Source organism: Seohaeicola nanhaiensis (genome assembly GCF_042654245.1).
In the GTDB taxonomy this organism is placed as follows: domain Bacteria; phylum Pseudomonadota; class Alphaproteobacteria; order Rhodobacterales; family Rhodobacteraceae; genus Seohaeicola_A; species Seohaeicola_A nanhaiensis.
In genome coordinates this window covers 25,320-40,547 of the sequence record NZ_JBHSGI010000012.1, presented here as the reverse complement: position 1 = coordinate 40,547, position 15,228 = coordinate 25,320, and the positions used below count along the sequence as shown (strand labels likewise).

The window sequence follows — 15,228 nt, the reverse complement described above, 5'->3', positions numbered from 1 at the left end:
GGCGATCGCAAGCAATCCACCCTGTGGTCGATCCCGAGCCGGGACCAGGATGCCTCCACCACACACGCCACCCAGAAACCCGTCGAGTGCATGCGCCGCCCGATGTTGAACAATTCGAGCCCCGGGCAGGCGGTCTACGAGCCCTTCTGCGGGTCCGGCAGCTCGATCATTGCAGCCGAGAGCTGCGGACGCATCTCGCTCGCGATGGAGTTGAGTCCGGCCTATGTCGATGTCGCGGTCCTGCGCTGGCAGGCCTTCGCCAGCAAGGTGGCAACGCTGGACGGCGACGGTCGCACCTTCGATCAGGTCAAGCGGGACCGGGAGGCGCAGGTATGACCGGGGGGGAGGTCATTTATCCGGGGCCTTTCGATCCCGAACCGGCGGCGTCGGTCTTCTCACACACCCGCGTAATTGGCAGGGGGGTATCCCCCATCACATTCGGGCCGGTTTCCGGGGGAATTCGGGCACTTACAAAAAACCCACATCGACTCGTGGGGCGGAATTGGTCGACCAACTCGGTGGCTGTGGCCTTGACGTCAGCCAAGACCTCGCAGCGCGCCTCAAGGAACGAAACGGATATCTAATGCGTGGCCGCAAACCGAAGCCAACCGCTCTGAAGGTGTTGGAGGGCAATCCCGGCAAGCGACGGGTTAACGGAAGTGAGCCGAAGCCCCCCTCCTCACAACCAACCTGCCCCTCGCATCTGTCACCCACCGCCAAGGCGGAATGGAAACGGCTGGCCGGGACGCTGAACCGGATCGGACTTCTGACCCAGGTCGATCGCACGGTTCTGGCCGCCTATTGCCAGGCCTTCGGAAAATGGGTTGAAGCCGAACGCAAGCTCGCGGAGACGCCGACGCTGCTGAAGATGCCCTCCGGCTACATCCAGGTCTCGCCCTGGGTGACAATCAGCAACAAACAGATGGAACTGATGGCCCGATACATGGCGGAACTCGGGATCACGCCATCGTCGCGCTCCCGGCTCGCGATCCAGATTCCCGGCCATCGAAAACCCTGGGAAGCCGATCCGGACTGGGATTTCTTCGATGAGTGACTGTTTGGTGAACAGAGGAACAGAGCCAGCAGGTGAGCGAAGCCGAAAGCAATCGCGTCGCATGTCCCTTGTCGAAGCGACAACCAATGTCGTTGCAGGTTACGGTCTGTCGGTGGGCGGCCAGCTGCTGATCTTCCCGATTGTCGGACTTGAGACCACGTTTCGCCAGTCTCTGCAGGTCGGCCTGCTCTTCACTGTCCTGTCGCTGGGGCGCAGCTACGCACTGCGGCGGCTTTTCGAGCACCTCGGCGCACACAGCTTTTCGTCTGGAAAGATGGGAGGCCGGGATGCCTGACCCAACCCCACACAGCCCAACCGACGACAGCCGCCGCCAGGTCTCGACCATGGTCGCCTTCGGCATCCCCCAGGACAAGATCGCCGTCATCATCGGCATCTCGGCACCGACCATGCGCAAATACTACCGCGAGGTAATCAACGTCGCCGACGCGAAGGCCCTGTCGGTGTTGGCCAAGTTCCTGTTCTCGGCGGCAACGGGAGAAGCCCTGCGGACCGGCGCCACCCATGCCGACTGCATTCAGTCGGCCATGTTCTGGATGAAGACCCGCGCCGGCTGGAAGGAGACCTCGGCACATGAGCACACGGGACCAAACGGTCAGGACCTCCATCCGCCCAAGAGCGAATTCGAGACGGCCCGGCGGGTCGCTTTCCTGCTCGCCCGTGCGCAGCATCATCTGGATGATCCGGCGGAATGCTCGAACTTGGTTGATGCGTCGGCACGGCGGATCATGGGGATCGTCCGATGAGAGGCCCGAAACCCCACCTGGGCAAGGGCCGGTCTCCGCAAGCCCCGGATGCCCTGCCCCGGTGCCCGCCGCACCTGACACCTGTCGCTGCCAGGGAATGGCGCCGCCTTGCAGGTCCCCTTCACAAGATGGGTGTGATCTCCACCACCGACCGGGCGGCGCTGGCGGCCTATTGCCAGTCCTGGGCCCGCTGGGTCGAAGCCGAAGAGAAGCTTCGGGAGACACCGATGCTAATCCGGACGCCCTCAGGTTATGCACAGCAGTCGCCTTGGCTGTCGATCGCGAACAAGCAGATGGAACTGATGGGCAAATACATGGCTGAGCTCGGTCTGACTCCTGTGGCACGCGCACGACTGCCTGCCGCAATCGCGCCCAATGAAGAGTTGAGAACAATTGTTCGAGTAATAGTCAGAAGTGATGATGACCCGTTGGAGCTCAGGGACGGCGACGTCGTCGAAGAAGGCCGAGGCATACGGGTCGTCAGAAATAACAATTGAAATCAACCCGGTATCTCTACACTCGCCATCGCATTGGATGTACACAACTGCGCAACCAACGTTACGCAGGTGTGTACATGGTCAACGCGACTGCCCCATCTCAACGCCTCGTCGCCTACGAGCGGGTCTCGACCGCTCGGCAGCGCAAGTCCGGTCTCGGGCTCGATGCCCAGCGCAAGGCCATCGACGACTTCGCGACATCCCGGAGCGCCGCCGTTTTCGCCCGCTTCACCGAGGTCGAAAGTGGTAAGCGCGCCGACCGACCGGAACTGCTGAAAGCGCTCCAGCTCGCCAAGCTGACCGGCGCCACCCTCGTCATCGCAAAGCTGGACCGCCTCTCCCGCAACGCCGCCTTCCTGCTCACCCTCCGCGACTCCGGCGTTCGTTTCCTTGCCTGCGACATGCCGGAGGCCAACGACCTCACCGTCGGCATCATGGCCCTCGTGGCCCAGCAGGAACGCGAGGCGATCTCCCGCAGAACCAGGGAGGCGCTGGCAGCCGCCAAGGCGCGCGGCGTCAAGCTGGGCAACCCCAACGGCGCAGCGGCGCTCCGTCGGGCTGGAAAAGGCGGTGCAGCGCTCAGGGCAACCGTCCAGACGAATGCAGACCGGCATGCGGCGGAACTGGCGGAGGTAATCGTGGACATTCGGACACAGGGACACACGACGCTCAGAGCAATGGCGGCGGAACTTAACGAACGCTGCATTCTCACGCGGCGCGGTGGGCGGTGGTGTCCCTCGAATGTCAAGAATTTGTTGGATCGACAGAGGTCGCAAAGAAATCCCCGATACTGTGTCTGGGAGATGCCCGACGATCATGTGTAAGCCCCTTCAGTCTCCGTTTGCTGCCACCGGACAGATGTTTTGTTGACCATATGAACCAGACCAGCGCTTCGCGCGTTGTCCCCAGTTGCAAATGGAGGATGGCATGGCCACGTCGCGCGCGATCTGGAAAGGGCAGCTGCGGCTGTCACTGGTGTCGATTCCGGTGGAATTGCACTCTGCCACCAAGACCGGGGCGCGGGTGTCGTTCCGGCAGATCCATGGGCCCTCGGGCAAGGCGGTTCGCTATCAGAAGACGGTGCCGGGGGTGGGGCCAATCAAGACCGAGGATATCCTGAAGGGCTACGAGGTCGGCGACGACGAATACATCCTGCTGGAGCCCGACGAAGTGGACGCGATCCGGCTGGAGACGAAGAAGACGCTGGAGCTGGTGCAGTTCGTCGGGTCCTGCGAGATCCCGCCGCTCTACTTCGACAAGCCCTATTACGTGGTGCCGACGGACGACCTCGCCGAGGACGCCTATCGCGTGGTGCGCGATGCGCTGCGGGCGTCGGAGAAGACCGGCATCGGGCAGCTGACGATGCGGGGGAAGGAATACCTTTGCGCCGTGCGGCCCTGCGGCGACGGGCTGCTGCTGGAGACGCTGCATTACGCCGACGAGATCCGGCAGGCGGATCCGCTGTTTTCGGGAATCGAGGACGATCCGGCGGACAAGGAGCTGCTGTCGGTCGCGACCGAGCTGATCGACCGCAAAACCAAGCCGTTCAAGGCCGAGGCGTTCCAGGATCACTACGACGCGGCGCTGCGCGACCTGATCGAGCGGAAGCGGAAGAACAGGAAGACTCCTCGGGCGACAACGAAGGAGGGCGGCGCCGAGCGCAGCAGCGACAACGTTGTCGACCTGATGTCGGCGTTGAAGGAGAGCCTGAAGAAGGACGGCGGGGCCAAGCGCAAACCGGCGGCGCGCGGCAAGAAGACGGCGTGATGGGACGGCTCGACCGTTACAACGAGATGCGGGATTTCGACCGCACGCCCGAGCCGCGAGGCGGCGAGGCAGTGTCTGCGCTGGCGCTGCGCTATTCGATGCAGAAGCATGACGCGACGCGGCTGCATTTCGACCTGCGGCTGGAATGGGAAGGGGCGCTGCTGAGCTGGGCGGTGACTCGCGGGCCGTCGCTGAAGCCGTCGGAAAAGCGGCTGGCGGTGCGGACGGAGGATCATCCGCTGGATTACCTCGATTTCGAGGGGGTCATTCCCAAGGACAACTATGGCGCGGGAACGGTGATGCTGTTCGACATCGGCCACTGGCAGCCGCTGGAACCGGCGGACCGGGGGCTGAAGAAGGGCCACCTGCACTTTCGCCTGCATGGGGCGCGGCTGACCGGGTCATGGCATCTGGTGCGGATGGAGGGGCGCAAGCCGGGCGACAAGGGGCGCGAGAACTGGCTGCTGATGAAAGAGGACGACGAGGCGGCGGGCAAGCGCGATCCGGTGGCGCGGTATCTGCGCAGCGTGTCGACCAACCGGACCCCGCGTGAGATCACGTCCGGCAAGGGGCCGGTGGTGGTGGAGCGGACGGGCAAGCGGCCCGCCTTTCACAAGGTGCAGCTGGCGACGCTGGAGGAGGAAGCGCCGCAGGGTGATGGCTGGTGGCACGAGGTCAAGTTCGATGGCTACCGGGCGCTGATCGCGCTGGGCAAGGGCGGCACGCGGGTGTTCACCCGCAACGGGCACGACTGGAGCGACAGGTTCGCCGCGCTGATCCCGGCCTTCGATGCGATCAAATGTGACTCGGCATTGATCGATGGCGAGATCGTCGCCGGGGCGGGGATGCAGGGGTTTTCGGCCTTGCAGAAGGCGATCAAGGCCGGAGGGCCGTTCCGGTTCTATGGCTTCGATCTGCTGAACCTCGATGGGAGAGACCTGACCGGGTTGCCGCTGGAGGAGCGGCGAGCGGCGCTGGAGACGGTGTTCGCAGAGGCTCCGCCGCTCGGGAATGCCGAGCTGTCGCCGGTTATCGAGACCGAGGCCGCCGAGGCGCTGTGCACGATCTGCGCGGCGGGGGGCGAAGGGATCATCTGCAAGCAGCGCGACGCACTCTATCGCGGGGCGCGGACACGGGCCTGGCTGAAGGTCAAATGCGGGCGGCGGGACGAGTTCGTGATCCTCGGGTGGCAGGAAAGCGACAAGCGGGGGCGAGCCTTTGCCTCACTCGCGCTGGGGGCGCGGCAGGGCGGGAAATACGTCTACATGGGCAAGGTCGGCACCGGGTTCGACGGGGCGACGATGGAGGAACTGGCAAGGCTGATGAAGCCGCTCGCGCGAAAGACGCCCCCGGCGGAGGTTCCGGCAGACGAGGCCCGTGGCGTGCGCTGGGTGCGGCCCGACCTGGTGGCCGAGATCACCTATGCCGAGACGACGGACGACGGGCGGCTGCGCCATGCGGTGTTCGTCGGCCTGCGCGAGGACAAGCCCGCGGAAACGGTACGGCTGGGAGAGGACCGGATGAGCGAGGATCGCAAGCAGGTCGCGGGTATCGGGATCAGCCATCCGGACCGGGTGGTCTATCCCGATGCGGGCGTCACCAAGGGGCAGGTCGCGGAATATTATGCCGAGATGGCGGGGAAGATGCTGAAGGAGGCGGCGGACCGGCCGCTGTCGCTGCTGCGCCTGACCGAGGGGCTGGAGGGCGAGAGTTTCTTCCAGAAGCACGCGGGCAAGGGCTTTCCCGAGGCGCTGAAGACGGTGGAGATCGCCGAGAAGGACGGCGACAGGGCCGAATACATGTATGTCACCGACGCCGCCGGGCTGGTGGGCGCGGCGCAGATGGGGACGCTGGAGTTTCACATCTGGGGCTCGAAGCGCGACGATCTGGAGCGGCCGGACCGGATGGTCTTCGACCTCGACCCCGACGAGGGGCTGGGGTTCGGCAAGGTGCGCGACGCGGCGTTCCTGCTGCGGGAGACGCTGGAAGGGCTGGGCCTGCCGTCCTGGGCGATGGTGACCGGGGGCAAGGGCGTGCATGTCGTCGTGCCGCTGCGGCGGGTGGCGGAGTGGGAGACGGTGACGCTGTTCGCGCGGGTGCTGGCGCATCATCTGGCGGATACGCACCCGAAAGCGTTCGTCGCCACCATGTCGAAGGCGCGGCGCAAGGGGCTGATCTTTATCGACTGGCTGCGCAACCAGCGGGGGGCGACGGCGATTGCTCCGTTCTCACTGCGGGCAAGGCCCGGCGCGCCGGTGGCGGTGCCGGTGTCGTGGGACGAGCTGAAGGGGCTGAAGAAGGCGAATGGCTTCGACATCCACAGCGCGCGGGAACGCGACTGGTCGGACATTGTGCCGAAGCCTGTCGGGCTGACCGGGGCGCGGGTGGCGGACCTGGAGGCGCTGGTCGGTTAACAACCTTCGAGTGCGTCCAAGTCAGGGGCGTCGAGCTTCAACGAGAACTGCGCTGCCTTGCTTGCCGGGTGTCCTGCCTTCCGGGTGGCATTGCAGCAGCCCGGTTCAGATGGCCCAGTGCCGGATCATCCATTTGAAGGTCTCGGCCATGGCATTGTGGTGCCGGTTTGAGGTGCCCCGGATTCACGGGGAGCAGGACCCGTGAATCCGCTTGAATGCGGGCGCGCAGAGTGACTCAGGCGCCAGACTTGGGACGGGTCATGAGCGAGCTTTTCCGGCCGACGGATGCACAGATGGGCACATCAAACGCGTGAAGACCTGAAACACCCTTAACAAACCGCGCAAGTTCGGAAAAATCACCCTGTGCCGTCGCTGCGCCAATTGCGGACCAGTCGAAATCTCTCGATGTTTGTGACTTCACGGAACCCGCCGGATACTGCACGATCCGGCGCCCTTCGCGGAAGCCGTGCAGCGCCTGAGTCCACTCCTGATCGGGCCATATCAGTCGCATGGTGACGGCTGAAGGATCGTATTCCGCGGTGAAGAGCGTCCCGAAGCCAACGAAGGATGACTCGCCCTGGGCGTTGACCAGCCGGAAAGTATGCACCCCGAAGCCCTCCATGAAGCGGAAGCTGCGCGGGATCGTCCGGTCGGACATGATCCACATCACCATGTGCATCGCCTCGGGCATCAGCGACATGAAGTCCCAGAAGTTGTCATGGGCCGTCTGCGCCTGCGGGAAACCACGATCGGGTTCCTGCTTGGCGGCATGGATCAGGTCGGGGAACTTGATGGCGTCCTGGATGAAGAACACCGGAATGTTGTTGCCGACAAGGTCCCAGTTACCTTCCTTCGTGTAGAATTTGACAGCGAACCCCCGAACGTCACGGGCCAGGTCGGCGGACCCCTTATTGCCAGCAACGGTCGAGAAGCGGACAAAGACCTCGGTCTTCTCGCCGACATCGGTCAGCACGCGGGCCCGCGTCACATCGCCTAGCGATTCCTTCAACTCGAAGGTGCCGTGCGCGCCGTAGCCGCGCGCGTGCACCACGCGTTCCGGAATTCGCTCGTGATCGAAGTGAAAAAGCTTCTCGCGGAATATCTGATCCTCAAGAAGGTGCGGCCCGCGTTGACCCAGCTTGAGGCTGTTTTGATCGTCGCAATCGGCATGCCGACCTGTGTGGTCATGGTCTCGTAGCCGTCTCCTGCAGTCTGGTGCGTCTCTTCACTATTGGCTTGGGGGCTCTTGGACGTCTGGCGTTTCATGTCGCGGCTTTCCTGTGGTTAGAAGGTTTACGTTGAAATACTGGATTCAGGGATCGCCCAGGCGCCGATGGCTGCGCGCCACTGTACAGCGATCGACGACAGGCGGAATTCGGGCCTGGCAGCGGCGAGGGTTGTGCCAGGCCTCGCAATGCGCCATTCGCGGATACGTTCCTCGATGGCGTCGTCATCGCTGGTGTCGATGCATTGCGAGGGATCCGAAACGACCTCGTCGTTTGCACCCAGTCCGCGATGCAGTAATGCCGGGCATCCCACAGCGTTGGCTTCGGCGATCACAAGCCCGAAGGTCTCGGCGAAGTGGTCCTGAGGATAGAAGAGGCACAACGCCCGGCGCATCCATCGGTGAAGTTCTGGTTGGGCCAGCCGCCCCAGTGCAACGACCCCGTCCGGTTGTGGACCGGTCGGCCAGGCCAGATAGCCCGGATCGGCAACGGCCAGACGCAGGGTCGGGAACCGAGACCTCAGCCGATCGAACCGGCGGAACACCTGGGCCAGTCCCTTGTGTGGAGAACTGGCATAGATCAGCAGATCCCGGTCTCGCTCGGTGGCATCCGGAGCAAGTTCGTCCGGTATGGGATTGGGTATATGAGAGATGCGTGGGCCGCCCGGCCCTGCAAAATTGCACAGCCAGCGGGCATGCGTCGACGAGACACAGACGATCTCGACGTCGGCCGCGGGCAGGGCCGCTGCATGTGCACGGTTGTGACGCCCGGGAAAGACATGCTGCCAGACGATGACGCGGGAGTCCGGATGAAGGCGCGCGACCTTAAGTGCGATCTTCCAGGAGTTGATGACGACAATCACATCGGGTCGTTCGTCCATCCGACAGTCAATCGACCAGCCGCACCAATGCGCGCGGTTTACCCGTTCGCCCTCCCTGGCCCATGCGGATTGGCGCACGGTCACTGGCATCGCGGTTGCAAGGCTTTCGCTGACGCGGACAAGTGTCGCTTCGGTGCCGCCAAGCCCTTCGAGCTCACCCGGTCCGCCGGTGTAGGCCCTTGGAGCCATCGGATCCAGAAAGGTAACCCCGCCCACTACGCGACCTTTTCCAACGAGTGACCGCAAAGCTGTCCGAGTGTATGCGCATCGCAAAGCGCGGGATTGGTGCAGCGCGCCACCCTCACCCCCGTCAGATCGATTGGCACGGGCGCGACCTTGCGTGTCCGGAACCACGTGTCGACGGCATCCCATACCCGCTTTCGGTCTGCCTGGCGTCTGGCGCTGTCGTAATCGGTCGATGCCTGCTGGGTCAGGCCGTCCGCCGACTCGATCTTTGTCAGCAGCACCTCAGGGATGACCCACAGAACTTCGCCCGCCATGATCATGCGATTGCGGAATTCCCGATCCTCCTCGATGCAATCCGAGAAGCCCCCGAGTCGTTCGAAGACGGAACGGTGGAAGAGGCCGGAATTGACGTGGGTCCAGTCGCCGGGCACGCCGGCCGCCATCTGGAGGTTGGGGAAGAAGTCGTCGACCAGGCTGAGAGCGCGGCGGATCTCCACCCGTTCGCCATCCGGCAGGATCAATTCATGGTGCGCCAGGACCGCGCCGACCTGTATGCGCGTATCGGGCTCCCGCCCCGCGATCCGCCAGTTCAGGCAGGGGTGCGCGCCAATGGTTTCGTTCCCCATCACGCGCGCCTGCCGCAGGACCTTGTCGCGGTGCGCGATGTCATCGGAGTCGTGGAAGGTCACGGCGTCGGTCGTGGACAGTGCGATCCCGACGTTCTTGGCCTGGGCAGTCCCCACGTTCGAGGCAAGGGACACGCCGACAAAGCGTGGATCGCCAGTGTATCGGGCGATCACCTGAGCCGTGTCGTCGGTCGAACCGTCGTCGACGACCATGACGTTGGTGGGGGCGTGGGACTGGCCAAGCGTGGACTCGATGGCCTGCGGCAGCGATCTGGCACGGTTGTACGTCGGGATGACGATTGTGACGCTGGGGATCATGTCCGGATGTCCTTCATGGTGGAAACAGATGACCGGTAGGAGGCAAGACTGGCGGATGTAATCACAGCCACGGGAAAGGGCAGCAGCAGCAGCACGGCGCCGGCAACGCCCAGCCACGGCAAGGCCGCCGCGTTCCAGAGAAGCGCCACGCCCGCCATGGCAAGAGCGGGGGACAGCCAGCCGATGGCGTTGGACGCACCACCGACGTCCTTGGATGTCCGCCTAAATCCTCCCGGATGTCCCATCACGGCGTCCACGGTGGCCACTGCGGAAGGGACGATCATGGCTATCCGGGCGGCCAAGGCGCCGAGGATCACAGGAAATGCAGGTCGTCGGCGGATGATGGTTCCTATCAGCATGGGCAGGCAGACCGACAACAGAACCATCAGCATGCCAAAACCAGAGAGGGCAGTCAGAAGAGCGGCCTGGTCCGTCTCGCCGCCCAGATGCAGCGACAGGGCGCCGCCGATCAGACCCGCAGCCAGTGGCAGTGCCATGTTCGACCACGCCGTCAGCTGGGCGAAGATCTGGATCGCGGTCCGAAGCGGCAACCCCTTCATTCCGCTGCGAACCGTGTCTGCATTTCCGGCGGTCCACCGATACCGTTGGATGGAGAGTCCGGCAAAGTCGAGCGGCAGCAGACCGCGCCCGACTGTGCGGTCGACGAACCGGCCCTTGAACCCCAGCCGCCGCAGGCGCAGGCCCAGCTCGGCGTCCTCGGTTATCGTCGCTCCGCTCCATCCCCCCGTCGCTTCGAGCGCGTCGCGACTGATGACACTTAGGGTGCCTGTCAGGAGCATGGCACCGACGTGATCGGCCTCGCGGGCGTGGCGCAGGAAATAGTCGGCCAGTTCCAGCGATAGCCCGGCGGCTGAACCGGAGTCATTCCGGTATGCCTGCGGAAACTGCAGGAAATCATCATCGCAATGCTGCAACTCGGTCGCGGCCGTCGCCAGAAAATCCGGCGTAACCTGGTAATCAGCATCAACAATGACGACGTGGGTGGCCAGCGGATCGGTCATCTTCAGCGCAATGTTCAGGGCACCGGCCTTGGCTCCCTTGATGCCATCGACGTGCAGGAATCGGAAATGAGGACCCAGGTCCAGACAAGCCTGTTCCAACGGGCGCCACAGGGACGGGTCACTGGTATTGTTGTCGAGAACGATCACCTCGAATTGGGGAGCTCGGACCTGCGCGGCCAGCGACCGCAGCGTGGCGACCACCATCGCCGGGGGCTCTTCGTGGGTCGCGATATGAACGGAAAAACGCAGTGGCCGCTCGCGCCGTCTGCACTTTTCCGCGCCTCGGGCCGGTCGGGAAAATCCTGCAAGAAGATTGAGCGTGCCCAGCATGCCCTGCGCGACACAAGCATGCGCAACCATGGCGACACCGGTCCCGGGCGCAACGCATGCAACTGCAACGGAACCCAGAAAGACGCCTCGGCTGCTTGTCCTGAACATTGCGAAAATCTCCCGACGGTGGGCACCAAATTGTGCTCATCGACGAAACAACCGCTGCTGGCAGCCCACGTTCCGAAAACATTTGTTAACCCACCCTCGGCTGTTGGGCGGGGAACCTTGCCAGCGGCCGGGGGTTAAACGCACGCCAACCAAGCGAGGTCTCATGCCCGATACGATTACGACCCGTATGACTGTGAACGGAGATGACGCGGCCTTCGATGGTGATCCGAGGCGAAGCTTGCTCGACTTCCTGCGTGAGGATCTGGGACTGAAGGGCAGCAAGAAGGGATGCGACCACGGCCAGTGTGGAGCGTGCACGGTCATCGTGAACGGACGCCGCATCAACGCCTGTCTCAGTTTGGCGGTGATGCACGATGGCGATGAGATCACGACCATCGAGGGGATCGGAACGCCAGACGCACTCAGCCCGATCCAACAGGCCTTCGTGACCCATGACGGGTTCCAGTGCGGCTATTGCACGCCAGGCCAGATCTGCTCGGCCACGGCCATGCTGGAAGAGCTCAAGGCGAACTGGTCAAGCGCCGCCACCGAAGACGTCGCGGCGGCCCCTCAACCATCCCTGGAGGAGCTGCGAGAGCGAATGAGCGGCAACCTTTGCCGGTGCGGAGCCTACGCAAACATCATCGACGCGCTGAAAGGGTTCGCCCAATGAAAGCCTTCGACTACAGCCGCGCCACGGACATGTCACAGGCAATCGGGGTCAACGCCGGGCGTCTGATTGCGGGCGGCACCAACCTTCTCGACCTGATGAAGCTTGAAATCGAGACGCCCGAGCGGCTCACCGACATCAACCCCATCGGATTGGACGAAATCGAGGAGAAGGACGGCGGCCTGTCGATCGGGGCGCTCGTCACCAACTCGGTTTGCGCGGCCGACCCGCGGGTCCGGAAGCACTGGCCGCTTCTTTCCCGTGCCATCCTTGCCGGGGCTAGCCCGCAACTTCGCAACCAGGCGACCACCGGTGGCAACCTGTGCCAGAGAACGAGGTGTGGATATTTCTACGACCTCTCCTCCGCCTGCAACAAGCGCGAGCCGGGGTCAGGGTGTGACGCCCTGCGGGGCGTCAACCGCAACCATGCGATCCTTGGCACGTCCGAAAGCTGTATCGCGACCTATCCCGGCGATATGGCGGTCGCCCTCGCCGCGCTGGATGCGACTGTCCTGGTCGAGGGACCCGACGGCCAGCGCAACATCCCCTTGCGCAAGTTCCATCGCCTGCCCGAGGACACGCCCTGGAAGGACAATGTCCTGCGGCCAAGTGAGGTGATCACCTCCGTCACGTTGCCCCCGCCTCTGGGCGGGCGGCAAGTCTACAGGAAGGTCCGGGATCGCTCGTCCTACGCCTTTGCGCTTGTCTCCGTGGCTGCCGTCGTGGTGGTCGAAAGCGGGCGTATTTCCACGGCGCGGATCGCGCTGGGCAGTGTCGCCCACAAGCCCTGGCATGACACCGCCGTGGACGCGATGCTGGCGGGGCACACACCGTCACCGAAGCTTTTCGCCGATGCGGCCGATCAGATGCTTGCCGACGCACAAGGGCACGGGGGCAATGACTTCAAGATCGAACTGGCCCGCAGGACCCTCTGCGCCGTTCTGACCGAAGCAACGAAAGTTTGATCCGATGAAAGCTTACGATACCCCCGACCAGCGCAATTTGCTGGATCAGATGAAGCAGGGCGTCATCGGACAACCTCTCGACCGGCCGGAAGGCGCGCTCAAGGTCTCTGGTACGGCCCCGTATGCCGCAGAGCATCGGGTTCCGGACTGCGCCGAGGGCGTGCTCGTGCTTGCCAGCATCGGCAAGGGAAAGGTGACTGCCATCGATACGGACGCGGCGATGAAGATGCCCGGTGTGCTGGCTGTGATCGATGACAAGGCACTTCTGCGCCGCCCTGCGCAGGGCACCGCAGGCAAGGCCCCCGTGCAGGGCCCCGCGACAGTCGACTATTTCGGCCAGCCGGTGGCTATCGTGGTGGCCGAAACCTTCGAACAGGCGCGGGCGGCCGCCATCGCGCTCAGGGTCGACTACGAAGAGGCAGGCGACGCGACATTCGACGTCGACAAGGCAGAGTACGAGCCGAACGAAAAGCCGACCGAGTCCGGCGATCTCGAGGCGGCGATGCAATCGGCGACCTACAGCATCGACGTCGAATACACCACACCGGGACACGTCAGCGCGGCAATGGAGCCACATGCCTCGATCGCTGTCTGGGAGGGCAACGACCTTACGCTCTATGGCAGCTTTCAGATGCTGTCGTACAACGTCAAGGAACTCGCCGATGCACTCGGTATCGCGCCGCGCCACGTGCGGCTGGTATCGCCCTATGTCGGCGGCGGGTTCGGATCGAAGCTCGGCATCAGCCACGACGCGGTAGCGGCGGCAATAGCGGCCCGCCGCTTGGGCCGTCCGGTCCGCGTCGTTCTGACTCGGCAGCAGGTATTTCAGACAATCACGCGCCGGTCCGAAACGCGGCAGCGGGTGCGCCTTGCAGCCGACATCCAGGGCCGTCTGACAGGCCTGGGACACGAAGCCTGGGTATCCAATCTCCCGTCCGAGGATTTTGCCGAGCCTGTCACCCAGGCGACAGAATTTCTCTACGCTGGCGAAAACCGGCGGCTTGCCGTCGAAATCGCGCGAATCAACCGGATGACCGCCGGCTCCGTCCGCGCGCCGGGCGAGGCCGTCGGCATGCAGGTGCTGGAAGCTGCCATGGACGAACTGGCTGAAAAGACCGGAATCGATCCGGTGGAGCTGCGCAAGCGTAATCTGCCTGCCGAGGTTCCGGGCGACGGCACCCCGTATTCCTCGCGCAAGCTGTCCGAAGCGCTTGAAGCAGGGGCGGCGGCGTTTGGGTGGAAGCACCGGAAGGCCAGACCGTGCCAGACCCGCGAGGGTGACTGGTGGATCGGCATGGGGATGGCTTCTGCCGCCCGCGTCAACATGCTGGTCGAGGCCGAGGCAAGGGTCACGCTGAAGACGAACGGCGAGGTCGTTGTCGAAACGGACCAGACCGACATTGGCACAGGAAGCTATGCCATTCTGGGTCAGATCGCCGCTGAAATGCTGGGGGTGGCGATCACCAGGACAACTGTCCGTCTCGGTGACAGCGATCTCCCCGCGGGTGCAGGGTCAGGCGGAAGTTTCGGGGCAATTTCGACCGGATCGGCCGTCTTCCGGGCCTGCGAAACCATCCGCAAGCGGCTGGCAGCAAAGGCTGGGATCGAGGAAGAGCAACTCATCCTCAAGGACGGCTTTATCTATGCTGCGTCCGACTCGGTGCCCAAGGACGTCCGTTCACTTCTCGACGGCGAGGACTTGACCGAAACGGGAGGCATCAAACCGGGCAAGACGTCGAAGGAGTACTCTCAGGCGAGCTACGGCGCTTTCTTCGCCGAAGTGGCGGTCAACGCCTTCACCGGCGAAACCCGCATTCGCCGGATGCTCGGCGCCTTCGGCTTCGGACGCGTGCTGAATGCCAAGACAGCCCGTTCGCAGTGCATGGGCGGCATGGTCTGGGGGATCGGCAGCGCACTTACCGAAGAGCTCCAATTCGACCCGCGCAATGGTCGCCTGGTCAATCACGACCTTGCCGAATACCATGTGCCCGTCAACCTTGATGTCCCCGCCATCGATGTTATCCTGCTGGAAGAACGCGATGCGGCTTCCAGTCCGATTCAGGCGAAGGGCGTCGGCGAACTGGGCATCTGCGGCGCGGCCGGTTCGATTGCCAACGCGATCTACAACGCCTGCGGCGCTCGTGTGCGGCATTTCCCGCTGACCTTGGATAAGGTGTTGCAGCAACTGCCCGATCCCATTGCCACCGTGCCATGAACCCGGACTACGCGGTCACCGATGCATCCAGTTGCGCCGAATCTCAAACCTGGAGGTGGGCGTCGATAGACTAAGCCGTCGTTTACAACGGGTCAGCCGTTTGGCAAATTCCCCTCCACTACGATTTCGGCCGCCCGCCGGCTCAAAGATGGGGGAAGTTCACGATGTACCTGGACGCAACGGTCT

At 63.8% G+C, this 15,228-nt stretch carries 14 protein-coding genes and 1 pseudogene; 11 read left to right on the top strand and 4 right to left on the bottom strand.

Annotated elements, in window-relative coordinates; genetic code table 11:
• The 8 genes from ACFO5X_RS12985 to ligD form a co-directional block, all read left to right on the top strand.
• Positions 1 to 336 (top strand): DNA methyltransferase (locus ACFO5X_RS12985; protein ID WP_380717899.1); only part of this gene is annotated, 336 nt, incomplete at its 5' end.
• 166 nt (positions 337 to 502) lie between these two features.
• Positions 503 to 1,054: a phage terminase small subunit P27 family gene (locus tag ACFO5X_RS12980; RefSeq protein WP_380717898.1), complete on the top strand. Its 552-nt coding sequence runs from the start codon at positions 503 to 505 to the stop codon at positions 1,052 to 1,054.
• On the top strand, positions 1,047 to 1,349 hold the full coding sequence (locus ACFO5X_RS12975) for a DUF7220 family protein (RefSeq protein WP_465269466.1): 303 nt from the start codon (positions 1,047 to 1,049) through the stop codon (positions 1,347 to 1,349). Before ACFO5X_RS12980 ends, ACFO5X_RS12975 begins: the two co-directional genes overlap by 8 nt.
• Positions 1,342 to 1,818 carry a hypothetical protein gene (locus tag ACFO5X_RS12970; RefSeq protein WP_380717896.1) on the top strand — a complete coding sequence of 159 codons (477 nt, stop codon included), beginning with the start codon at positions 1,342 to 1,344 and terminating at the stop codon, positions 1,816 to 1,818. The genes ACFO5X_RS12975 and ACFO5X_RS12970 overlap by 8 nt, the downstream gene beginning before the upstream one ends.
• Positions 1,815 to 2,315, top strand: coding sequence for a phage terminase small subunit P27 family (locus ACFO5X_RS12965; protein ID WP_380717895.1), 501 nt, complete (start codon positions 1,815 to 1,817; stop codon positions 2,313 to 2,315). The genes ACFO5X_RS12970 and ACFO5X_RS12965 overlap by 4 nt, the downstream gene beginning before the upstream one ends.
• Before the next feature lie 77 nt (positions 2,316 to 2,392).
• Positions 2,393 to 3,139: a recombinase family protein gene (locus ACFO5X_RS12960; RefSeq protein WP_380717894.1), complete on the top strand. Its 747-nt coding sequence runs from the start codon at positions 2,393 to 2,395 to the stop codon at positions 3,137 to 3,139.
• 103 nt (positions 3,140 to 3,242) lie between these two features.
• Positions 3,243 to 4,082 (top strand): non-homologous end joining protein Ku, encoded by an 840-nt coding sequence (gene ku, locus ACFO5X_RS12955; RefSeq protein ID WP_380717893.1) that lies wholly within the window; start codon positions 3,243 to 3,245, stop codon positions 4,080 to 4,082.
• A complete protein-coding gene (gene ligD, locus ACFO5X_RS12950) occupies positions 4,082 to 6,496 on the top strand; it encodes a DNA ligase D (RefSeq protein ID WP_380717892.1) in 2,415 nt (804 codons plus the stop codon). Before ku ends, ligD begins: the two co-directional genes overlap by 1 nt.
• Before the next feature lie 553 nt (positions 6,497 to 7,049).
• Here the strand turns inward: ligD and katE are convergent.
• The 4 genes and pseudogenes from katE to ACFO5X_RS12930 all read right to left on the bottom strand — a co-directional run.
• Positions 7,050 to 7,762: pseudogene (gene katE, locus ACFO5X_RS12945) on the bottom strand (catalase); the annotation flags it as partial.
• A gap of 27 nt (positions 7,763 to 7,789) precedes the next feature.
• Positions 7,790 to 8,818, bottom strand: coding sequence for a glycosyltransferase (locus tag ACFO5X_RS12940; protein WP_380717891.1), 1,029 nt, complete (start codon positions 8,816 to 8,818; stop codon positions 7,790 to 7,792).
• Entirely contained in the window at positions 8,818 to 9,732 is a 915-nt protein-coding gene (locus tag ACFO5X_RS12935; RefSeq protein WP_380717890.1) for a glycosyltransferase family 2 protein, read from the bottom strand. The genes ACFO5X_RS12940 and ACFO5X_RS12935 overlap by 1 nt, the downstream gene beginning before the upstream one ends.
• A complete protein-coding gene (locus tag ACFO5X_RS12930) occupies positions 9,729 to 11,114 on the bottom strand; it encodes a glycosyltransferase family 2 protein (protein WP_380717889.1) in 1,386 nt (461 codons plus the stop codon). The genes ACFO5X_RS12935 and ACFO5X_RS12930 overlap by 4 nt, the downstream gene beginning before the upstream one ends.
• Positions 11,115 to 11,355: 241 nt before the next feature.
• Between ACFO5X_RS12930 and ACFO5X_RS12925 the strand changes: the two genes are divergently transcribed.
• Genes ACFO5X_RS12925 through ACFO5X_RS12915 form a run of 3 tightly spaced genes read left to right on the top strand, consistent with a single transcriptional unit; the run spans position 11,356 to position 15,042 of the window.
• Positions 11,356 to 11,865, top strand: coding sequence for a 2Fe-2S iron-sulfur cluster-binding protein (locus ACFO5X_RS12925; RefSeq protein WP_380717888.1), 510 nt, complete (start codon positions 11,356 to 11,358; stop codon positions 11,863 to 11,865).
• Positions 11,862 to 12,827, top strand: a complete 966-nt coding sequence (locus tag ACFO5X_RS12920; protein WP_380717887.1) for an FAD binding domain-containing protein — start codon at positions 11,862 to 11,864, stop codon at positions 12,825 to 12,827. The genes ACFO5X_RS12925 and ACFO5X_RS12920 overlap by 4 nt, the downstream gene beginning before the upstream one ends.
• 4 nt (positions 12,828 to 12,831) lie before the next feature.
• Positions 12,832 to 15,042, top strand: coding sequence for a xanthine dehydrogenase family protein molybdopterin-binding subunit (locus ACFO5X_RS12915; protein ID WP_380717886.1), 2,211 nt, complete (start codon positions 12,832 to 12,834; stop codon positions 15,040 to 15,042).
• The last annotated feature ends 186 nt before the right edge of the window (positions 15,043 to 15,228 follow it).